The 22,080-nt window shown below is 48.0% G+C and carries 21 protein-coding genes; 14 read left to right on the top strand and 7 right to left on the bottom strand.

The genetic code is table 11. The features are described from left to right. Positions 1–68: 68 nt before the first annotated feature. A complete protein-coding gene (locus SHEWMR4_RS17620; protein WP_011624105.1) occupies positions 69–2,048 on the bottom strand; it encodes a sensor domain-containing diguanylate cyclase in 1,980 nt (659 codons plus the stop codon). 254 nt (positions 2,049–2,302) lie between these two features. Further along, positions 2,303–3,130 carry a hypothetical protein gene (locus SHEWMR4_RS17615; RefSeq protein WP_011624104.1) on the bottom strand — a complete coding sequence of 276 codons (828 nt, stop codon included), beginning with the start codon at positions 3,128–3,130 and terminating at the stop codon, positions 2,303–2,305. Between the two features lie 353 nt (positions 3,131–3,483). Here SHEWMR4_RS17615 and SHEWMR4_RS17610 point away from each other — a divergent pair, with 353 nt between their 5' ends. The 7 genes from SHEWMR4_RS17610 to SHEWMR4_RS17580 all read left to right on the top strand — a co-directional run bounded on the left by SHEWMR4_RS17610 (position 3,484) and on the right by SHEWMR4_RS17580 (position 11,074). Beyond that, positions 3,484–4,980 carry an alkaline phosphatase gene (locus tag SHEWMR4_RS17610; protein WP_011624103.1) on the top strand — a complete coding sequence of 499 codons (1,497 nt, stop codon included), beginning with the start codon at positions 3,484–3,486 and terminating at the stop codon, positions 4,978–4,980. A 42-nt stretch (positions 4,981–5,022) separates the two neighbouring features. Continuing rightward, positions 5,023–6,663: an alkaline phosphatase gene (locus SHEWMR4_RS17605; RefSeq protein ID WP_011624102.1), complete on the top strand. Its 1,641-nt coding sequence runs from the start codon at positions 5,023–5,025 to the stop codon at positions 6,661–6,663. Positions 6,664–6,771: 108 nt separating this feature from the next. After that, on the top strand, positions 6,772–7,518 hold the full coding sequence (locus tag SHEWMR4_RS17600; RefSeq protein WP_011624101.1) for a hypothetical protein: 747 nt from the start codon (positions 6,772–6,774) through the stop codon (positions 7,516–7,518). A 152-nt stretch (positions 7,519–7,670) separates the two neighbouring features. After that, positions 7,671–8,501, top strand: coding sequence for an AraC family transcriptional regulator (locus tag SHEWMR4_RS17595; RefSeq protein WP_011624100.1), 831 nt, complete (start codon positions 7,671–7,673; stop codon positions 8,499–8,501). A gap of 91 nt (positions 8,502–8,592) precedes the next feature. After that, on the top strand, positions 8,593–9,297 hold the full coding sequence (locus tag SHEWMR4_RS17590) for a LysE family translocator (RefSeq protein ID WP_011624099.1): 705 nt from the start codon (positions 8,593–8,595) through the stop codon (positions 9,295–9,297). A 133-nt stretch (positions 9,298–9,430) separates the two neighbouring features. Then, a complete protein-coding gene (locus SHEWMR4_RS17585) occupies positions 9,431–10,240 on the top strand; it encodes a hypothetical protein (protein WP_011624098.1) in 810 nt (269 codons plus the stop codon). Between the two features lie 99 nt (positions 10,241–10,339). Then, positions 10,340–11,074 carry a DUF1566 domain-containing protein gene (locus SHEWMR4_RS17580; RefSeq protein ID WP_011624097.1) on the top strand — a complete coding sequence of 245 codons (735 nt, stop codon included), beginning with the start codon at positions 10,340–10,342 and terminating at the stop codon, positions 11,072–11,074. 50 nt (positions 11,075–11,124) lie between these two features. Here the strand turns inward: SHEWMR4_RS17580 and SHEWMR4_RS17575 are convergent, their stop codons facing one another. Then, positions 11,125–11,667: a hydrolase gene (locus SHEWMR4_RS17575; RefSeq protein ID WP_011624096.1), complete on the bottom strand. Its 543-nt coding sequence runs from the start codon at positions 11,665–11,667 to the stop codon at positions 11,125–11,127. A gap of 308 nt (positions 11,668–11,975) precedes the next feature. Here SHEWMR4_RS17575 and SHEWMR4_RS17570 point away from each other — a divergent pair, with 308 nt between their 5' ends. From SHEWMR4_RS17570 to aroG, 5 genes are all read left to right on the top strand, one after another. Beyond that, complete coding sequence (locus tag SHEWMR4_RS17570; protein ID WP_011624095.1) at positions 11,976–12,314, top strand: P-II family nitrogen regulator; 339 nt, start codon at positions 11,976–11,978, stop codon at positions 12,312–12,314. Positions 12,315–12,324: 10 nt separating this feature from the next. Next, positions 12,325–13,575: an ammonium transporter gene (locus SHEWMR4_RS17565; RefSeq protein ID WP_011624094.1), complete on the top strand. Its 1,251-nt coding sequence runs from the start codon at positions 12,325–12,327 to the stop codon at positions 13,573–13,575. 116 nt (positions 13,576–13,691) lie between these two features. Then, entirely contained in the window at positions 13,692–14,039 is a 348-nt protein-coding gene (locus tag SHEWMR4_RS17560) for a hypothetical protein (RefSeq protein ID WP_011624093.1), read from the top strand. A 118-nt stretch (positions 14,040–14,157) separates the two neighbouring features. Further along, complete coding sequence (locus tag SHEWMR4_RS17555) at positions 14,158–15,345, top strand: tetratricopeptide repeat protein (RefSeq protein ID WP_011624092.1); 1,188 nt, start codon at positions 14,158–14,160, stop codon at positions 15,343–15,345. Positions 15,346–15,652: 307 nt separating this feature from the next. Next, the gene (gene aroG, locus SHEWMR4_RS17550) at positions 15,653–16,711 is read left to right on the top strand and encodes a 3-deoxy-7-phosphoheptulonate synthase AroG (protein ID WP_011624091.1); all 1,059 of its coding nucleotides are present in this window, start codon (positions 15,653–15,655) and stop codon (positions 16,709–16,711) included. Positions 16,712–16,761: 50 nt separating this feature from the next. On the opposite strand, the gene SHEWMR4_RS17545 is transcribed toward aroG, so the two are convergent. Then, positions 16,762–16,938, bottom strand: coding sequence for a hypothetical protein (locus SHEWMR4_RS17545; RefSeq protein WP_011624090.1), 177 nt, complete (start codon positions 16,936–16,938; stop codon positions 16,762–16,764). Positions 16,939–17,386: 448 nt separating this feature from the next. Here SHEWMR4_RS17545 and SHEWMR4_RS17540 point away from each other — a divergent pair, with 448 nt between their 5' ends. Continuing rightward, positions 17,387–19,171, top strand: a complete 1,785-nt coding sequence (locus tag SHEWMR4_RS17540; protein ID WP_011624089.1) for an ABCB family ABC transporter ATP-binding protein/permease — start codon at positions 17,387–17,389, stop codon at positions 19,169–19,171. Between the two features lie 116 nt (positions 19,172–19,287). Continuing rightward, positions 19,288–19,545 (top strand): hypothetical protein, encoded by a 258-nt coding sequence (locus SHEWMR4_RS17535; RefSeq protein WP_011624088.1) that lies wholly within the window; start codon positions 19,288–19,290, stop codon positions 19,543–19,545. A 40-nt stretch (positions 19,546–19,585) separates the two neighbouring features. Here SHEWMR4_RS17535 and SHEWMR4_RS17530 read toward each other — a convergent pair whose 3' ends face one another. The 3 genes from SHEWMR4_RS17530 to SHEWMR4_RS17520 all read right to left on the bottom strand — a co-directional run bounded on the left by SHEWMR4_RS17530 (position 19,586) and on the right by SHEWMR4_RS17520 (position 22,032). Then, positions 19,586–19,792, bottom strand: a complete 207-nt coding sequence (locus tag SHEWMR4_RS17530; protein ID WP_011624087.1) for a hypothetical protein — start codon at positions 19,790–19,792, stop codon at positions 19,586–19,588. Between the two features lie 144 nt (positions 19,793–19,936). Continuing rightward, complete coding sequence (locus SHEWMR4_RS17525; protein WP_011624086.1) at positions 19,937–21,427, bottom strand: FMN-binding glutamate synthase family protein; 1,491 nt, start codon at positions 21,425–21,427, stop codon at positions 19,937–19,939. 11 nt (positions 21,428–21,438) lie between these two features. Then, entirely contained in the window at positions 21,439–22,032 is a 594-nt protein-coding gene (locus SHEWMR4_RS17520) for a histidine phosphatase family protein (RefSeq protein WP_011624085.1), read from the bottom strand. Positions 22,033–22,080 lie beyond the last annotated feature (48 nt).

Here is a 22,080-nt window from a genome sequence, read left to right as displayed (position 1 = left end):
TTAATTTAGGTTCTTTATATGTGGGATTGACCTTAAGGTCAATGGTGTTAATCGGGTTGTGGTTGGGATTATTGCAGCTGTTTGTTGGCTTTTTTTACCGCATACATGGCTTGATCTGCATAGTTGATTAGGCTCTTAGCGTCGGTGCCATGGCAGGGGTAAATCGCCGCACCTATGCTCACTCCAATGCGCAATACTTGTTCGTGGATAGTATAAGGTGCTGTTAATGCCAGAGTTATTTTGTGGATCAGGGCGGGCACGCTCTCTTCATTGGGTAAGTGCTCCAGCAAAATCACAAACTCGTCGCCACCTAGGCGGGTAATGGTATCGATTTGCCGAATGCTGCCCATGAGTCTTTTGGCCACTTCCTGCAATAATTTATCGCCGACATCGTGGCCATATTCATCGTTGACTGGTTTGAAGTTATCTAAGTCGAGAAACAGAATGGCAAAGATCCCATCGGATCGCTGGGCATGGACGATTGCTTGTTCTAATTTGGTATGGAATAACACCCGATTAGGGAGGTTGGTGAGCGCGTCGTGGTGGGCGATATGGCGTAAATGTTCTTCTTCGGCTTTACGCTCAGAAATATCGGTTATGACAATCACGAAGTGAGTCAGTTGGTTATGCTCATTGTGTACTGTGTTGATGCGCACGCTAAGGGTTAGGTACCCTGAGGCGGTTTCTTTAATGAGTTCGCCCTGCCATTGCTCCCCCTGTTGTAGTAGGTTGCACATGGCTTGATAAGCATCTTCGCTCTGATGCCCCGTATTGATAAAGCGCGAAGCATCTTGGTGTAAGTCCTGCTCGGTTAAGTCGGTTATATCGGTAAAAGCTTGATTGATAAAGATAATGTTTAATAGCGGATCTGTGATTATGATGCCATCTGTGCTGGCGTTAAATACGGTTGCGGCGAGCCTGAGTTTATCTTCGGCCTGCTTGCTGCTGGTCAGATCCATAAAATAGGCAACCCCTTCTTGGGTGCTGCTATTTAAGAAACTTGCGCCTAACATCACGGGAATATGTGTTCCTGCTTTGCTAACGAGTTGTTTTTCATATTGATTGCAATGCCCAAACTCAAGGAGTTCGGCAATCGCCATTTTATCTCTGGCCTCAAACTCTGATGGTGTGAGTGCACGCCAATTGATAAGGCCCGAGTTGAGATCCTCACGATCAAAGCCCAACATATTGAGAAAATGATCGTTGGCATCGTGTATGGTGCCATCAATTTGCCATGAAATAATGCCTATGGTGTCGGAGTTTTTAAGACTATTAAACCGTGACTCACTGATAAGTAATAGTTTTTCAGATTTAGCTATATTGCGAATAATCTGCCTGCTGGCAAACACGCCTATGCTGATAAACAGCAATAGCGCTCCTAGGCTGATAAACCAAGTGACCCTTTTTACCCAACGGGCGGCTTCACTAAGAATTGAGGAAAATTCAATTTCTAAGCCGAGTAATTCTTCGCTCAGTTTGATGATTTGTTCTCGATATTCGCTGAGGTTTTCCGCTTCGTTGCCTGAGCGAGTTATGTCGCTGTGCATGTCGTTGGCGAGCGACATTATCGTGCTGAATTTATCATCGGCCAAAGCCCAAACCTTGATGGCCTGCTGCATATAGTGAGTACGATTAAAATGACGGAAAAACCAGATTAAGGACTCAGTGTCCCTTTCATCATTTAATCCCTGAATAAAGCCTTCTTTGGCTTTTAGCTCGTTAATCGGTGAGGGGAGTAGGGCTTCACGTGCTTGTTTGTCCCCTTGCATCACGGCCGTTGCTGCCAAAAAGCGTTGATAATCCACTTCATTTTTATTGTAGGAATACTGAATAAGGTAAAAAGTGGCATCCTTTTGCGCCTTAGCCCAAAGCCCTTCGCCTCTGACATAGGTGCGAACCCCATCGAAAATATTGCCCTGGATATAGACGAGTGCGACCAATGCGATACAGATCGTGATAAACATACTAATAATCAACAATACCTTAGCGACGGTAGAACGGGATTGTTGCCGCAATATGTCGATGAATCGTCGTAACTTACTGCTCATTCTTCACCTCTAATCCAATGGGAAGACTGATACGTAAGGGCGAGTATCTTTGGCCTATGAGGTGTTTAACCTGTGGGGTTTTCATCTTTTCCTTGGAATTGTGTGTCGTGATACGCGGTTAATCTCTCCTCTAACGAGTGTCGGTGGTCTCCATATTTGCTGCGGAATTATGTATGACTGTAGCAAAGGCTAAACTGCTTTCAAGTTAACCAAATGAAATGCTGTAAATGAAATAAGATTTTAGCTCTTAGCCTTTAGTTCTGGGCGATGGCTGGGTCGAGTTCTTTATGGGCCTGCTGCCAATATTGTTCGAATGAACCTTCCTGCTTCATCTGTTTGAGGGTGGCGCTAAGTTGCTGCGCCAGTGCTTGATGGCGTTTATGCAGGTAAGCGTAGCCAATGAGATCATCCAATTTGCCTACTGGATGGATTTTACTGTGTTGAAATTCAGCGTATTTCAGGACTTGTTCCCCAATGGCTTCGGTATCTATGTAGATATCGATTCTATCCCGCGACATACGGCGAAAGGAGTTCACTGGGGAAGAAGAGGTGGTCAGGCGATCGACCGGAACCAGCCCCTCAAGTTTCTGCTCGATATAAAAAATCCCCCGGTAATATTCGATGCGATAGGGATGTTTCAGCAGCGCCGCCCAGTCCTTAACTTGAATATTGGGATTGATGCCATAGACCATGAGCTTGCTTTCGATAAAGGGTTCTTCCACTCGAATTAAATTCTGAAATTTAAGCCCGTAGGAAAATACCCGCGCAGGTTCGCCGTCGACTTTTCCCGAGTCCGCCATCAGGCTGGCGCGCATCGGCGGAACAACCAGATAGTTAAAATGATAACCAAGGCGTGCAAAGGCTTCGGTATAAATCAGTTCGCTTAACCTAAAGTAGAGGTTGTCTTTAGGATCCTCATAAAATGCCATGGTGATAATGGGCTTATCGGATGTCGTGGGGACTCGTGGGGGAGGAGATTCATTGGCACTGAGCGTCAGACAAAACAGCTGATTGAATAGCAAACCTAAGAGCATGCTCAAGAAAATAGCCATTATTCCTTGGGAGCGAGAGTGGGCATGCATAGGGTATCCTTAACCTTTTTAAGTGCTTAAAGTATAGCCACTCTCGCTCCTTAAGAAGAAGGAAATTTAAAACTCGATATAGAGCGCTATTTAGGGTCACTGTGCCAGTTTTCCGCAGTCCAGGCAGCCTATGGGCGACACTTAGCTTAATCCGTTGAATAGGTTTGATATCAAAGAGCTTAATTGGGGATGTTTAACGTTTTTCATCCTGTTTACTGCAATCATTTCGACATCTAGTTGCAATAAAAACGCCATTAAAATCACGCCAGTTCGTCATATATAGCATTGAAAATGTGGGCGCCTCTTAAGGGAATACCCTCATACACTCAATAATAAAATCGGTGATGAACGTGATGAATATTAAACGGATCGCTGCAGCTATCTCCTGCAGTTTAATGACGGTTGTAGCCCACGCTGCAGTCTTACCCGCAACCCAAACTGACAGTCAGTGGTTTAAAGACAGTGCAGCCAATGTCGCGACTAAAGCGCAGCTTGAAACCAAGAAAACAGCTAAAAACGTGATTCTTTTTGTCGGCGACGGCATGAGTATCTCAACCTTAACTGCCGCCCGTATTCTGCAAGGACAGCAGCAAACGGGTAACCAAGGCGGTGAAGAAAACTTCTTAAGTTTCGAGCAGTTTCCCCATACTGCGTTAGTGAAAACCTATAACACTAACCAGCAAACGCCTGACTCCGCAGGTACCATGACCGCCATGGCGACTGGGGTAAAAACCAAAGCCGGTATCATCTCGATTTCTGACACCAGTTTACGTGGTAACTGTTTGTCTTCTAAAGGTAATGAACTCGTTTCTCTAGTTGATCTTGCCAATGCTAAAGGCTTATCGACTGGGATTGTCACGACCGCCCGTTTAACTCACGCGACGCCTGCCGCGACTTACGCAAAATCACCAGAGCGTGATTGGGAAGGCGATTTTAACCTGCCTGCCGAAGCCGTTGCGAACGGCTGTACCGATATCGCCAGCCAACTGGTAATGCGCGATGAAGCAAACTCACTTAGCGTTGCCTTGGGTGGCGGTCGCAGCTATTTCTTACCAAAAGAAGTCACAGACGGTGAGAACAAAGCCGGTAAACGTAAAGACGGCAAAGACCTGACCAAAGCTTGGATCGAAAACTTTAGCAAAGCGGCTTATGTGTGGGACAAAAAAGGCTTCGATGCTATCGATGCTGCCAATACCGATCACTTACTCGGCCTCTTTAACCCATCCCATATGGAATACGAAGCGGACCGTGCCGATGACGTTGGTGGTGAGCCATCACTTTCTGAAATGACCGCGAAATCCCTCGAGATTTTAAAGAAAAACGATAAAGGCTTCCTGCTGATCGTGGAGTCGGGTCGTATCGACCATGGCCACCATGCGGGCAACGCTAACCGCGCCTTGACCGACGCAGTTGAGTTATCTAACGCAGTGAAAGCCGCGGTAGATGCAACCAGCAGCGATGACACCCTGATCATGGTCACAGCTGACCACAGCCATGTATTTACTATTGCAGGCTACCCAAAACGCGGTAACCCGATTTTAGGTTTAGTCCACGATGTGGATGGTTCGTTAGCCCTCGCTAACGACGGCAAGCCTTACACCACGCTGGCCTACACTAACGGCCCTGGCGCTGTGGTTGGCGTTCGTGACGACTTAACCTCAGTCGACACTCAAGACAAAGACTTCATGCAACAAGCACTTATCCCAATGGAAAGTGAGACTCACGCCGGTGAAGACATCAGCTTACACGCAATGGGCCCAGGTTCGAATCTGGTGCAGGGCGTGATTGAGCAGAACGTGATCTTCCACATTATCAACCAAGCCCAGCAGCTTGGCGGCACTAAGTACTAATAGGTCGTCTGCGACTTACAGTTCTCACTTTTGGAGTTAAAAATGAATAAGAAATTACTGGTACTCGCAATCTCTGCCATGCTGGGTTTAGCCGCATGCGGTAGCGATGGTGACAACGGCGCGGCAGGTACGCCGGGTTCGAATGGTTCTAACGGTTCCAATGGCAGCGACGGTAAAGACTGGACCGCTGTCAACCAATGGTATGTCGATGCTCAAGCGCGTGTGACTAAGGCCGATGGCCTGAGCGTGAACAACGATGTGGGCGCGGCGAAAAACGTGATCCTGTTTGTTGGCGATGGCATGGGCGTCTCGACTATCACTGCGGCGCGTATTTTAGAAGGCCAATTAAAGGGCAAGACGGGTGAAGAAAACTCTTTATCTTTCGAAACGCTGCCTTACGTAGGTTTATCTAAGACCTATAACGTCGATGGTCAAACACCAGACTCTGCGGGCACAATGTCGGCGATGATGACTGGGGTGAAAACCGATGTAGGCGTGATTTCACAGGCCGAAGGCGTAGTGCGTGCTAACTGCGCATCGACTAAAGATCAAAACTTAGTGACATCACTGGAACTGGCCGCCATGGCGGGCATGTCTACTGGTGTGGTCACCACAGCGCGTTTAACCCACGCAACACCTGCGGCAACCTATGCCCACGTGCCTGAGCGTGACTGGGAAGCCGACTCAAACCTGCCAGCCGAAGCTGTAACCAACGGTTGTAAAGATATCGCCGCGCAAATGCTCGACTTTAACTATGGCAATGGCTTAAACGTGATGATGGGCGGTGGTCGCCGCAGCTTTATTCCAAAAACCTTAATTGATCCAGAAGGTAAAGCGGGCAAGCGTAACGATGGTCGCGATCTAACTGCCGAATGGTTAGCTAAGTACACTAATGCGGCCTACGTTCAGGACAGAGATGGTTTCCTCAATGTGGATGTTGCCAGCACTGACCATTTATTGGGTCTGTTCAACTCATCCCATATGGAATACGACTATGACCGCACCGAAGCGGGCGTGAAGGGCGAGCCATCACTTGCTGAGATGACAGCCAAGTCGATTGATATTCTGAAGAAAAACACCAAAGGCTATGTGCTGATTGTCGAAGCGGGTCGTATCGACCATGCGCACCATGCCGGTAACGCTGCTCGTGCCCTGTACGACACTGTTGCACTATCTGAAGCAGTCCGTGTTGCGATGGAAAAAACCTCGGCAAATGACACTCTGTTAATGGTGACGGCTGACCACAGCCATGTGTTCACCATCGCAGGTTATCCAACCCGTGGTAACCCAATCCTAGGTCTGGTGAAGAGTAACGATGCGAACGGTATCGCCGAAGTGACTAACTCAACCGACGCTAACGGTTTGCCTTACACAACAGTAGGTTATGCCAACGGCATGGGTTATGCGTCATTAGCGACGGGTGGCGATGAGCGTTATAACTTCCCAGTGGATGCTGGTCGTAAGGACTTGAATTTTGTGGATACCCAAGACGTTGGATTCCATCAAGAGGCCCTAGTGCCATTAAGCGATGAAACCCATGCGGGTGAGGACGTGGCGATTTTTGCCCGCGGCCCAAGCTCGGATCTGGTTCAAGGTACGGTTGAACAAAACCATATCTTCCACGTGATGAACCGTGCGGCGAATTTAGTCGCGAAAGCAGAAGCTGCAATGGCGGCGAAGTAAGCCAAATGCCGATGGTGGGTTGTCCCGCCATCGGCTTTTATCTAACTGTCTGTAAAGAGGTTAGTCAGTAATGCGAGTCATAAAATTAGCGTGTAAGTGAGATATAACATGAACAAACTCCTCTTAGTCACTCTGGTATCGACATTAGCCTCCCCAGTGATGGCCTTAGCCACTCCCGTTAGCGCTGCTTCTGCTAATCAGGCCAATGCACAATGCGCAACACTTGAGGCCAACCATTTAAAAGCCCAGTACCAAGTCACCAATGCTAAGGGGCAAAGCTGGCAGATGACCCTGCTAAGAGATGGACAAGATTTTATTATTCAACGGGATAACACCACCTTCGAACAATGGGCACCCAATGGCGAATATGTGCGTTATTTCCCCGTTGAAAAACGCTCAGTCACCTATCGTAAGGGTGACTTAAGGGCGCTAAACATTCAGCACGACCGCGATCAGTTGTACCATGTAGTGTCTCCTGCATTGCCAGCTAACTTGGCGAAAACCGAGCAAAAACAATTGCCTTGTTTTGCGGCCCAAGGCTTTGCGGGTAAGGTGAATGGTATGGATAGCCAGCTCGACTGGATTGCCAGCATTGAACTGCCACAGCAATTTAACTTAGGCGATGTATTGAGCTATCAATTGCTCAATGTTGAGCCCTACAGCCACGAGGCATTTGCCGCTTTAACCCAGAATTATCAAGATATCGATTTTGCTGATGTGGGCGACAGTGAGTCTGACCCCTTTATCGCCAAGATGATCAACCAAGGCTTTATCGAGCACGGTAGCAGTGGTTTTTATAACAGCGAAGGCCATGCGATTGAGGCACAAGGTGGCCACGGCAGTCATTCGCACTAAGCGACTTTTTGAGTTACCACAAAGCGCCCGCATTTGGGCGTTTTGCTTTTTAGGGAGCACGCCGCAATATTTTACTATTCGAGCCAAGTTCTCGGCGGCTAGAATGAGTCGTATCTAAAGTTGTCTTTGCCCTGTGAGATTAAGCTTGCCCTATGAGCCGTGTGACTCCCGTTGAAAATATCAATTACTGGCGCCATCCCAGCCTCTCGGGCATTGAACTGAGTCAGGCCGAATTTACCCATTTCAGTTTTGATAAACACGTGCATCTGGATTACCACTTAGGGGTTGTGACTCAAGGGGCGCAGCAATTTATCAATAAGGGCAGTCGTTATCAGCTCGGGCAACATGGGCTGTCGACCCTTAATCCCGATGAAACCCACGATGGACAAAGCCGCGACGCCGAAGGGTATCGGGTTAAGGTGATGTCGATCCCTGTGGAGTATATGAACAGCATTAGCCAAGAAATGGGGCTCAAGGCCCATTTCTTTAATGCGCCCATGGTGGATGACCCCGCGTTATATCAATACTTTATCCAGTTGCATGATGTACTCATTCAAGGCCAATGCTCTGAGCTTGCGGCCGAGTCGCACCTGCTGAATTTTATGCAGTTGTTATTGACGCGCCACCCCACTGGAATGCTGAATTTACGGCAGGATAGGGGGTTATCATGGCAGCAGTTAAATCGCATCAAACAGAAAATTCACGATGAGCCGTGGCAAAATACTCAGCTTGAGGCGCTGGCCGATGAGGTTAACCTGAGTAAGTTCCAGTTTTTACGCCAATTTAAACTGGCGACCGGGATGACACCCCACGCCTACCTGAAACGAGTGCGATTAGAGTTAGCGAAAAAGTCCTTAACCCATGGCGCCTTAGTGGCGGATGTGGCGCAGCAGTTAGGCTTTTTCGACCAGAGTCATCTAAATAAGGCGTTTAAGCAGGCCTTTTTACTCTCACCCGTCCAATTTCAGCGGCGCATGCTTTAAGGTAAATTTAGCCGCGTGCAATTTCTTACAATGCAGATGCTGAAGGCTTGGGCATACTGGCATTCTTACATGTATTTGCGGAGCCTTATTGATGGATGTATCCCTGTTAGTCACCTTAGCCGTTATTCACTGCGTAGCCTTAGTCAGCCCTGGGCCGGATTTTGCCATTATGGTGAAGATTGCTACCTCACAGCCGCGAAACACCGCAATCGCCACGGCGGTGGGGATATCGGTAGCGATTTTAGCCCATACTATTTTGAGTTTAACTGGCGTTAGCTTAGTGATTAAAAGCTCCCATAGCTTGTATCTGTTAGTGCAATTGCTGGGCGCTTCTTATTTGGCGTGGATGGGATTTGGCGCGCTTAAGGCTGCGGTCGCCTTTTTCAGTAAACCCAAAACCGTATTGAACGGCGAGGGCGCAGATCCCTCTGGATTTACAACTACCTCGGAAAACAGCCTTGATATGCCTACGGCGGGCGGGGTAAACGCCTTATCACCTAAACAGGGGTTTATGCGGGGACTTTATACCAATTTATTGAATCCTAAAGCCTTAGTGTTTTTCTTAACCTTATTCTCCGCCCTGATCACGCCGAGCGTGACGCCGGTGACTAAGTTCACCGCTGCGCTGATGTTATTTGTGTTGTCATTGCTCTGGTTTGGCTTTCTGGCACTGATGCTCTCTAAAGCCAAGGTGCAGCAAAAGCTGCAACGACTCACACCTATCATCGATGGGGTGATTGGGTTGATCTTTATGTCGGTGGCGGTAGCGATAGTGTCTAATTTGCTGCTGGCCTAACGGGGTGACTGTGGGGCTGTGATGCGGCTGACAGCACATAAGCTTAGGGGGATTGTGTGTGTTTATCCCTCCTTAGCTATGGTATCCTTGCGAAGTCTTAATTTGGATGTTTTTGACTTTAAAGGAATAAATCATGTCTAGTCGCCCGTTTTATCAAGGTTTTTCAGCGGTTAATCGACTCTCGCGTTTAGGGCTTTATACGGGCTTGTTGCTGGGGAGTCTTAGCGCAACGCCACAGGCTCTGGCTGCCCTAGAGGCAGAGTACGTGCCGCAGGTGCAAGCCTTGATTGATGCGGCCAAGGCGGGTGATCGTCAGGCGATTGCCGAGCAAATTTCTTATCCCCTCCAGCGCGAATACCCGCTCCCCGATGTGCAAAATCCACAGCAAATGCTGACGAGATTTCAGCAAGTCTTTGATAGCAAGTTGCTGAGTCAAATCGCCAATTCGACCACAGAGAACAACTGGGAGACTATGGGCTGGCGCGGCATTATGCTCGACCACGGCAGTGTCTGGTTGGATTTCGATGGCAAAATCTCGGGCATTAATTATCAAAGCCCAGAGGAAGCTAAGTTAAGGGATGAACTGATCGCCCAGCAAAAAGCGATGCTACACGAGAGTGTACGCGAGTTTGCTAGCCCTGAGCTGGCGTGGGAAACCGAGCGATTCATCATACGTGTCGATGCCCTCGATCGTCAGCAATACCGTTATGCCGCTTGGTCAAAGGGTAAATCCCTGAGCGAGAAACCTGATTTAGTCCTCAAAAAGGGGAAGTTAGTCCTCGATGGTAACGGCGGTAATCACTCCTTCCAGTTTAAAAGCGGTCCCTATCTTTATGTCTGCGATGTGATAGTGCTAAGCGCCGAAGAAAGACCCATAGGTGAGCTGTTAGTTTACAAGAGCGACCAATTACTGGTGCAGGAGCCTGTGATTAAGGCGTTATAGCTTAATTGGCCATTCGCTTAAGGCTAATTCCCTGAAGCGAATGCCATCAAGCTTGTCTGTAACTGTCTTTTTACCACCACTGGATTAAGGTTTGTTGTCATGATTAATCCCACTAAAATCGCCATATTCAGCAGTGCCATAGTGCTGTTGTTTTTACTGACAGAATGTCGCCAAAAAGAGCAAATTCCCCTGTGTGGCCACGTCGAAGGGACGCCAATCGATACCAGCTTTGATGGCGGTCTCGATAATAACGACCGCACTCTAGCATCAACCAACTGCCTAAAAATCAAAGCGCTTTACGATAAAAGCGATCGCCAGACGAAATGGTTTAGCAGCTCGCCCTCCATCGCCGTGATGAATGCCTTGGGTTATCTTGAACAAGATGATGCCAACAACCGTGGCGATAGCTATGCGATGACGTTTAACGTACAGGAGGAGTTTGTATTTGGCCCGAGCCGAGGCGAATATGCCCTGTTTCGTCAGGACGGTAAAGGGGTCATCTTACCCGGCACCGAAGCGGCCAAGGGCAATGAGGCCAAGATTGGTGTCGATGGACAGTTTGACCGCTGGTGCCAAAAAATGGCTTCACTCGAGTTTGCAGGTAAAGACAATTGGCGCAGGCCAACAGAGCAGGAGTTAAACACTCTCTATGGGTACGGCGAGAGTCGCGCAGCCTATCAACGTGCGCAGTGGAGTTCGACGATTGACTCTTGGTCTAGCACTGTCAATGAGACCGAATTCGTGGCCGGCATTATCTCTGTTGCCCCCAGCGGCTATAGTTCGCGCAGTTATGCCAATAGTGCTAACTACGCCGTTTGTGTCGCCGCGTTTTGAATACTAAAGAGAGCTTGAATAAGCTCTCTTCTCGTCTCATTTAATCAGCCTTATTTAATCAACTTAATCAGCGCCTTAAATCGGTCGCCTTGGGCTTCGTGTTGCAGTTCAAATAACAGTGACTCCACATTGGTGAGAGTGGCTCCCTTGGCGGTCATCATTTGAATGCCCAGCTGTTTATTGTCAACGCTGCGGGAAGACACCGCATCAGCGACAAGATGCACAGAGTAGTGTTGGTCGAGCAGATCGCGGCAAGTTTGGTACACGCAGACGTGGGTTTCTATCCCCGCAAGCAACACCTGTTTGCGCCGAGATTTCGTGAGTGCATTGGCAAATTCATCACAATACCAACCGCTAAAATGTTGCTTGGCAATGGGCGAGCCAGTTCTTTCGAGCAAGGTTTTTAACTCTTCGGTGGTCGAGCCAAGTTTGGCGGGCAATTGTTCGAGCCAGAGGATGGGGATTTCAAACAGCTGTGCACCTTGGATAAGTGTACTCAACTGCTGATGAAGCTTGGCTGAGTTATCCATGATCTGAGCGAGCTTTCCCTGCACATCGACGATAACGAGTACACATTCTTCGGGTTTTAACATCGGGCGTTCCTTCTGCGCGGGTGGATAAAGGCATCGTTTAGCGATTGCTCTGTTTGTTTTTTACATTGTTAGTAAACCCTAATTGGGCAGCCTCACCAATAGGGCAAAGGTCGAATATGGCGTGCACTTAAATTGCTCATTAAAAGAGTGCGTCGCTCTCCTGCTTGCACAAGTCTGGTGCATTTTTAATCGAACTATTCCTAGTGAATCTTTGTTATTTCTTTTAAATCAATAAATTAAAATTCTGGCCTAATGATTGAATTATCTTGGCTACAAGTTAATAACAATCGCGTTTTTTGGAGGTCAGGATGAAACTAGTCAGCGCTATCATCAAGCCATTTAAATTGGATGATGTCCGTGAAGCTATCGCCGGTATTGGTATTGAGGGGATGACGGTGACCGAGGTTAAAGGTTTTGGCCGTCAAAAGGGGCATACGGAGTTGTATCGTGGCGCCGAGTATCAGGTGGATTTTTTGCCAAAAGTAAAACTAGAAATTGCCACTAAAGCAGAAAATCTCGATATGCTGATTGAGGCGATTACCAGTGCGGCTCATACGGGAAAAATTGGTGACGGAAAGATTTTCGTTATCGACTTAGAACATGCCATCCGTATTCGTACGGGTGAACTCGACACTGAAGCGCTATAGGGGGCGGAAGATGGAAGAACTAACAAAATTAGGCGTGACAGTCTCTGAACTGCGCTTTGCACTCGACACCTTTTATTTTTTGATTTCAGGCGCTTTGGTTATGTGGATGGCGGCGGGTTTTGCCATGCTCGAAGCCGGCCTAGTGCGCTCTAAAAATACCACCGAAATTTTAACTAAAAACGTGGTGTTATACGCGATTGCCTGTGTGATGTACCTATTGGTTGGCTACAACATTATGTACGTCGATAATGCCGAAGGCGGCTGGTTGCCTTCACTCGGTACGCTGATTGGCTCACAAGCCGAAGATGCAAACCATGCTTTAGAATCTGACTTCTTCTTCCAAGTGGTGTTTGTGGCAACGGCGATGTCGATTGTCTCTGGCGCCGTGGCGGAGCGGATGAAGTTATGGGCTTTCCTGTTCTTCTCCGTGGTGATGACAGGCATTATCTACCCTGTTGAAGGCTACTGGACTTGGGGTAAAGGCTTTATCTCTAGCTTAGGTTTTGTGGACTTTGCGGGTAGCGGTATTGTGCACATGACAGGTGCTGCGGCGGCTATCGCAGGGGTGTTACTGCTCGGTGCTCGTAAGGGCAAATACGGCCCTAACGGCCAAGTGAATCCGATTCCAGGCTCTAACCTGCCAATGGCAACCTTAGGGATGTTTATCCTGTGGATGGGCTGGTTTGGTTTCAACGGTGGCTCACAATTAATGGTTTCAGATGCGGCCAACGCTAGCTCTGTCGCTAAAGTCTTCGTGAACACCAACACCGCGGCCGCTTTTGGTGCTATCTCTGCCCTAGTTGTGTGCAAAATGATTTGGGGTAAAGCGGACTTAACCATGATCTTAAACGGCATTCTGGCGGGCTTAGTGGCGATTACTGCCGACCCGCTGTCGCCTTCGCTGCTGATGGCAGGGGTGATTGGTGTGGTTGCTGGTGGTTTAGTGGTGTTCTCTATCGTGGGTCTGGACAGAATCAAGATCGACGACCCAGTGGGCGCGATTTCTGTGCACGGTGTTGCGGGTTTCCTCGGTTTGATGTGTGTACCCTTATCAAATGCCGACGCCACTATCACAGCACAATTAACTGGCGCAGCGATAATCTTCGCATGGGTATTTAGCGCGTCGTTTGCGGTGTGGTTTGTACTGAAGATGACCATGGGCATCCGTGTCTCTGAGGAAGAAGAATATAACGGTATGGATGCATCTGATTGTGGTATCGACGCTTACCCAGAATTTGTGACTGTTAAAAGTGCAGGCTAACAGGTATTGATATCACTTGATGCCTCTAAGGGATAAGAGGATAGTAAAGCAGAGCCAAGTGCTCTGCTTTTTTTATGGGTCTTCGACTGTCATGCTGATACCACAAGGAGTGAACAATGCGCTTAATCTTTGATTCCACTGGACAACTCAGACGCACCTGTTTGCTTGGGGGCATTCTGAGTGCACTCATAGCCTTGCCCGCTTTTGCGGGGCAAGTCGTAGTGACTCGCTCGGATGAGCCTTTCGATGCTTTTGCCGTGCGTGATCAAGTGTTGAAAGATTATGAATGGCAGGAATCTTTGCGAAGACAGGAGCAAATTCAAATTCTGCAGGCCTTGCCACTCGGTTGTATCGCGCAGGTAAAGCCTTACCCTTACTTCACTTGTGGTCAGGATAACTACCGCCCCTATCGTTATCAGCAGCAGGATGTGTATATCAAGGTAGACCCCCCGGCGCAGCGTTGACCCTCAAGTCGCCGCAATCCTTTGTGGCAGGCCGTTATTTTTTGTAACCATTTTATGACGTCTTTTTGGCCAAGTGTAATAAGCTCAAATAGGAGCCTTATGGTCTGGGGGACGTATTATGATACAACTACGCACCATCTCTAGCGGTATATTCTGCTCATTATTACTTTTACTATTATGGGGTTGCAGCTCGACAGCCCCAAAACCTAGTGATGATGAGATTGATGCCCTATTTGCAGATTCGTTATTTAAATCTGTCAGTAATATTCCTAGCGTCGAGGATATTTTCAGCCTTCCGCCCTCGGTCGCAGCCGATGTCCGGCGCGCCTACGACCGCTACAGCTTATCGACTAAAAACCCCGTCGCGGTGCATGAATGGTTAGCCAGTTATATCAATGCCAATCAGCTCGGCGGTCACAGCGATTTTCACTATCAAGATAATTTGACTCAAACCGCTAGCGAAACCTACGCCCAGCGCGCGGGGAATTGTATGTCGCTGGTGGTGATGACATCGGCACTCGCGGATGTGTTTAAAATTGGCACTGAGTTTCAGGATATTGCGATTGAACCCGTATGGGACAAACAGGGCGAGTTTTATCTGATCAACGGCCATGTCAATCTACGCTTGCTACCCGCCGAGAGCGTGCACACTGTGTATGTGTCGGCCCATGCAATTCTGGTCGACTTTATGCCCGAGCGCGCTCTGCGAGGCTATAACAAAGTACAAATCAATCGCCAGACCTTAACCAGTATGTTCTATAACAATATGGCCGCCGAATCCTTGGTCGACGGGGATTTAGACCGCGCCTATGCGCTGATTAAAGCGGGCTTAAAATCAGGACTCTTTATTCCTGCGCTCAACACCTTAGCCGTGATTTATCGCCACAAGGGCGATGAAAAGCGGGCCGAGCAAGTCTATCGCTATGCACTCAAATATGATGCTGATGATATGACGACGCTTTATAACTTGGCGGTGATTTTAGGTGAGCAGGGCCGTTTGGAAGAGTGGGCGCAGGTCAATAAAGTGCTGGAGTTAGCGCGTATTCGTAATCCTTATTACTACTACGATATGGGTGAACAGGCCTATGACGAGCACCAATACAGCGAGGCGCTCGCTTGGTATCAAAGGGCCGTGGATAAAGCCGATTACCGCCATGAGTTTTTCTTTGGCCTGTCACGCACCTATTGGGCGCTGGGGGATGAAAAACGCGCCAAACTCAATATGGAAAAAGCCATGGCTCTAAGCCGCGAAGCCACAGATAAACATCGCTATCAGGCAAAACTGCAGGCCATGCAGCAACATTAATCCTTTACTCAACCTCCTTTGTTTGCGTCTGACTACTGGCAAAGGAGGTTTTTTATTTCCGCTTTCACCATCGCTTGCTTCCAACCCCAACACTCGTTTGGCTTTAGTTTGCATATCACATTGAAATATTTGAATTTGTATTTTTTAAAAATATGTTAAAACAATACGTTATATTTGATTTCTTGAAATGGAGACAACTTGGTTGCATTAGCGGCGCAGACTGGATAAATTGAACTCAGTATTGCAGTTGAGATCCCCTATTGCAGCGATAAAAATAGCCTAAACACGAGAGTTGGAGCAGTAAATTATGTATTACCAAAATGATGACGTTCGCATTAATGAAGTCAAAGAGTTACTTCCACCAATTGCGATTCTAGAACGATTTCCTGCCTCCGAAAACGCTGCTGCAACTGTGTTTAACGCCCGTCAAAGCATTCATAACATTCTTGCCCGCCAAGATGATCGTTTGTTAGTGGTCATTGGTCCTTGCTCAATTCACGATCCTAAGGCCGCATTGGAATATGGCCAGCGATTGGTTGCGCTCAGAGAACGTTATCAAGATCAGCTCGAAGTGGTGATGCGTGTTTATTTTGAAAAGCCGCGTACTACAGTGGGTTGGAAGGGACTCATCAACGATCCTTATATGGATAACAGCTTCAAACTGAACGATGGTTTGCGTACCGCGCGTAAACTTTTAGTCGATTTGAATGACTCTGGCATGCCGACCGCGGGTGAGTTTCTCGATATGATCACTCCGCAATATGTGGCGGATATGATGTGCTGGGGCGCGATTGGTGCGCGCACCACTGAATCGCAGGTGCACCGTGAATTAGCGTCTGGGTTGTCTTGCCCTGTAGGCTTTAAAAATGGCACCGACGGCACGATCAAGGTGGCGATTGATGCCATTGGCGCCGCGAATGCGCCGCACCACTTCTTATCGGTAACCAAATTTGGCCATTCGGCGATTGTGTCGACCAAAGGTAATCCTGATTGCCATATCATTCTGCGTGGTGGCCGTGAGCCTAATTACAGTGCCAGCCATGTTGCGCAGATCAGCGAACAACTGAAAAAGGCCAAGCTTGTCGATAACATTATGATCGACTTTAGCCATGCCAATAGCAGCAAACAATATCAACGCCAGATGGATGTCGCGAACGATGTGGCCGAGCAAGTGGCCGCGGGTAATAAGGCAATTTTCGGTGTGATGGTTGAAAGCCACTTAGTGGAAGGTCGCCAAGATCTGATTGAAGGCCAGGCGTTATGTTATGGCCAGAGTATTACGGATGCCTGTATTGGCTGGGATGATACCGAGCGTCTGTTAGATGTGTTAAATCAGAGCGTTATTGCACGCCGCCAGCGGGTCTAAGTCCTGAAAAGCTCAAAAATAAAGGCGCTATTCTGGCGCCTTTATTTTTATTATTTTTTGCTCATTTCGGCTAAGTATTCGTTAGCTTTGGCCAAGCTACCAAAAGCTGCAATGAGGTTATTTCTGCCTTTGTCCTGAATTTCTGGATTGCCAGATTCGATCATCATCCACACCCAAGTTTGGATCAGTGGTAATGGCGGGTATTGAACTTTAGCGGAATCCAACATAAAGCTTCCTTCGATCTTAATTTATTAGAATTATCGTTAGTGTTATCGCAGAACGAGTGCAGCACGGCATTTACACACGGATCTACGGCCAGAGATTTGCAAATCCTGCTGCTAGCGATCTTAAGTCCATAGGGCATTTTGGGTAAAACCGGCAAAATAATCAACAGTAGAACCCTTGATGTTATGGCCTATTTTAACGGTTACTGTTCCGATAAAGCCAAGCTTGTTTCAGAATTTTTTCACCTTAATATCCGCGTTACGAACTCTCTGAGCGTAAGTCGTTAGCATGACATTTTTATTTCGATAAGCCAGAGAGATTTTGCCAAGCAGGATACTTTTTGTCTGTCAGAAAAATCTGATTGATTTTATTCAAACTTTCCCTGTTTGGTTTCGCCTTAACGTGCGCCACGCTGCTACAATTGAGCGACTTTAGCAAAGGTTTAGACATATGCGCCCAACACTGTATTTTGAAGGTCCCATCGATAAGCTCAATTGGCACGTAGTTAAGTTGCTCTGGCCTTATTTGCTCGAGTACAAGGGCCGAGTGGCATTGGCCATGTCTTGCCTTATCGTCGCTAAGCTTGCCAGCGTGGGCTTGCCCTTTATTCTTAAAGATTTAGTCGATACTTTGGATGCCAATAAGACCGCGCAGGCCTTGAGTGTGCCCATCGGGTTGGTATTAGCCTATGGCGCGGTACGACTGTTAACTGTGATCACGGGTGAAATCCGCGACACACTCTTTGGCCGTGTCACTGAGCGAGCCATTCGCCGTTTGGGCTTAGCGGTGTTCGACCACTTACATCGACTCGATTTGGATTTTCACTTAGAGCGGCGCACGGGCGGCTTGTCGAGGGATATTGAGCGCGGCACCAGTGGCGTGAGCTTCTTGATGCGCTTTATGGTGTTTAACATAGTGCCGACCCTGCTAGAAATCGCCATGGTTATTGGTATTTTCTTTTTTAATTATGGCATTGCCTTCGCCGCGATCACTTTTACCTCTGTGATGGCCTACATCTGGTTTTCGGTGGTGGCGACTGAGTGGCGCACCGAATACGTCCGCGATGCAGCCAAAGCCGACTCCCTCTCCAATACCCGCGCCATCGACAGCCTGCTCAACTATGAAACCGTGAAGTATTTTAATAATGAAAAGTATGAATCGGACCGTTATGACCAAGCCCTAGACCAATGGGAAGTGGCTAAACGTAAGAATCGTCTATCGCTATTTGCCCTCAACGGTGGGCAGGCGCTGATTATCGCATTGGCGATGACGGCGATGATGGCGTTGGCCGCCTATAAAGTGACCAATAATGAGATGACCTTAGGTGACTTTGTATTGATTAATGCCTTTATGATGCAGCTCTTTATGCCGCTCAACTTTTTGGGATTTGTCTACCGTGAAATCCGTGGCGCCTTAGCCAATATCGAGCGGATGTTCAGTCTGCTCGATAAGCACCCTCGTATAGTGGATAAACCCGATGCCTTAGACTTTGAGCCTAAGCGCGGTGAGCTTAGTTTTGAACATGTAAGTTTTAGCTACGATGACAGGCCCATATTGCGCAACGTCAGTTTTAAGGTGGCAGCGGGGAAAAAAGTCGCCGTCGTTGGAGATAGTGGCGCCGGAAAATCAACACTCATCAAGTTACTGTTCCGTTTTTACGATGTGGAGCAAGGGCGCATTTTGATTGACGGGCAAGATATTCGTCACTTAACCCAGGATGCACTGCGCCGAGCTATTGCCATAGTGCCGCAGGATACTGTGTTATTTAATGATTCCTTAGTGGAGAACATTCGTTATGGCCGCCCCGATGCGACGGATGAAGAAGTGCGCCATGCCATCAAACTTGCACATTTAGAACATTTTATCGCGTCGCTCTCCCAAGGTTGGGATACCAAAGTGGGTGAGCGGGGCTTAAAGCTTTCGGGCGGGGAGAAACAGCGTGTGGCCATTGCGCGGGCGATTTTAAAAGGATCCCCAGTGTTAGTCTTTGATGAGGCTACATCCTCCCTCGACAGCCGCTCCGAACAGGCGATTCTGTCGGCACTGCGTGAGGTCGCGAAAGGGCATACCAGCTTAGTCGTGGCGCATAGGTTATCGACTATAGTCGACGCCGATCAGATCGTGGTCTTAAGCCAAGGGGAAATTGTCGAGCAGGGGAATCATCAGTCTTTACTGACTCAGGATGGTTTATACGCTAAGTTGTGGCGCATACAAAATGAGCAACAACAGCTTTAGGTGTAAATATCATAAGCTTTCGATGTTAGTGTAACAGCGTTGGGACAATTCAGTTTTTATTCAGCTTCGGCTCTCTATACTCGAATCCAAGCAAATAATCATAAGAGGTGCTTGGCATGGAAAATATGGCATTAAGAGTCAATATTGAAGGCAAAGAAGAAAAAGTAAGCACAGACTGGTTTGCGATTATGGCAACCCTTAAAAAGCGCGGTGTGGATTATGATTCGCTACAACGCATTCACGCAGAGTTAAACGCAGGCCTCAAAGTAACCACAAGACGTTTAACTCTGGCAAAATTGAATCAAGAACTTGAATTAGCTGGGATTATCCGTAGAACCAATGAATATAATGCAGATATTCGTGGTGGGTATTAGAGAGTATCACTGCTCAATCAAAACAAGGGAATATAAGAAATTATATTCCCTTTGGTTTATCTGCCTTCCAACCTTCACATAACAGACTGAATTTAGTGGTTGATTCGTCAATTCGCGTGAGCCGAATGACTTGGCCTTCACGAAAACACACTAACTCGCCCTCGATCTCAGTCAAGCGATTACAGCTTTTACAACTAGTGCTGGCAGTCTTACTGTCTGGCATATGGCTTACAAAGCTTGCTTTCACAGCGTTTCCTTAACTTAATATGCAGTTGTTTAATCTAATGTGTGCATCACGGATCTTACCCCTTTTGTGATACGCATTCAAATTACCTCTTGCTAAATTAACTGTAGACGAAAGTCGTACAAAAAGCATGCAGTATTAGGTTAACTATTGATTGATATGGGAATAGTACTTATCCAATGAAACTGACAAACCACTTTCGAGCACAATCCTCACATGGGATGGCTTAAGTTGTCTCGGCTCTGTTACCCCGCAGGAGTGGGCTATCAGGGCTAAGTCGTGGTGTAGATTATGGTTATAGTTGGCGACACGTGTCGATTTATCCCTAGGATTAAGACCTTGCTGGAGCTTCTTATTATGGGTTGTGATCCCTGTTGGGCAGGTGTCTTTGTTACATTGCAGCGCTTGAATACATCCTAGGGCAAACATATTGCCACGGGCCGAGGCGATAAAGTCCGCACCCAAGGCGAGCGCCCAAGCCACCCTCGATGGCACTATGAGTTTGCCTGAGGCGATTACTTTAATGCGTTTACGTAGCCCACGCTGAATTAAGATATTCACCAATATGGGCAGGCTTTCCTTGAGTGGCAGCCCCACATAATCCATTAAGGGTTGAGGGGCGGCTCCCGTGCCGCCGTCGGCACTGTCTAAGGTAAAAAAGTCCGGGGCGGATGCTTCGCCACGGCGCTCAATTTCATCGCAAAAATCTTCGAGCCATTGCACGTCCCCAAGTACGGCCTTAATGCCGGTGGGTTTCCCCGTGACCTCACGTACTCTGGCAATCATATCCAGAATGTCAGCCACATTTTTAAACTCGATATGACCATTGGGGCTTATGGAATCATGGCCCTGCGGGATACCGCGAATTTTGGCAATCTCCTCGGTGACTTTAATCCCAGGCAGGATACCGCCTTTACCAGGTTTCGCGCCTTGGCTCATTTTGATTTCAAACATTTTAACTTCAGGATGTGCGGCGATCTCTATGAGCTTGTCATCGTCTAAATGGCCCTGCTCATTACGCACGCCATATTTAGCGGTACCAATTTGAAAGACTAGGTCGCAGCCGCCCTTTAAATGGTAAGGGCTTAAGCCACCTTCACCGGTATTTAACCAACATCCCGCCTGCGCTGCGCCGTGGGATAAGGCGGTGACAGCAGGGCGTGATAGGGCGCCGAAGCTCATGGCGGAAATATGGCAAATGGCCTTAGTGGTGTAAGGCTCACGGCAATGGGGGCCAATGGTTTGAGGCAGAATTGGAGTGATATCTTCATCTTGAGTAGGAAAGGCGGTATTCATAAACATAATGGCGCCCGTGCTGTCTAGCGGGCGTGTCGAGCCAAACGCGATGGTTCTGTCGACGTTTTTCGCGGCGCGATATACCCAACTCCGCTCAGCGCGGTTAAAGGGCAATTCTTCCCTGTCCTGTGCGAAAAAGTATTGTCTAAAAAACTCACCTTGTTTCTCAAATAAATACCGAAAGCGACCTATCACAGGGTAGTTGTGGCGCACGGCCTGCTTGGTTTGCAGCTTGTCGGCAATGTACATATAGACGACAGCGAGGGCACCTAAACCAATGAGAATTAAAAAGAGTCCTGAGAAGAGATCCAGTCCCCACATAAACCAATTGAGTTCTTGCATCTTGTTATCCTCTATTCGTGTCCATAACGGGTGGAGATAAGGCTAGCTGGCTGCCCATCATGGATGGAGAGTAAAAACAGCTGGCTGTAATCATCTTCTGCGATGGTGGGGATTTCAGGGCCGCCAAGGGCCTTGATGATCAGTGGGACGGTATTGGAATGCCCCGCGATTAAGCTGTTACCTTTAACGGCATGTACTTGTTCAACAATCTGCTGGATATGGGCTTCGAGTGGTTTTTCTGCAGCGACCACGGTAATGGGTAAATGCCGCTCCGAAGACATAGGCAATAAGGTTTGCTGGGTTCTTTGATATTGGGTCGCGATCAGTTGCGAGATCTGTGTCCTTTGCAAGGCGCTAACCAGCGCGAGGGCACGTGCATGGCCATCATCTGAAAGTGTAGGATCGCCTGCTGGAGCGTCGGCTTTTTCGGCGTGTCTCACCAAAATAATCAATCGATTATCGGCAAAAGCTTGATTGATGGGGCTGAGTCCAATGCTAGTAAAGAGTAACAGGCCTAACAGCAGAGTGTGCAATAGCCGAGGGGCATTGAAGCTGTTGATGCGCAAGGAGTGGCTGACCACTGTTAACCATTGGGGAATTGCCATGCCGTATATCCTTATCTAATGGGCGTATGCAAGTGTGATGCTGAGGCG

The organism is Shewanella sp. MR-4, assembly GCF_000014685.1.
GTDB lineage: Bacteria > Pseudomonadota > Gammaproteobacteria > Enterobacterales > Shewanellaceae > Shewanella.
This window is presented reverse-complemented; position numbering and strand designations above follow the sequence as displayed.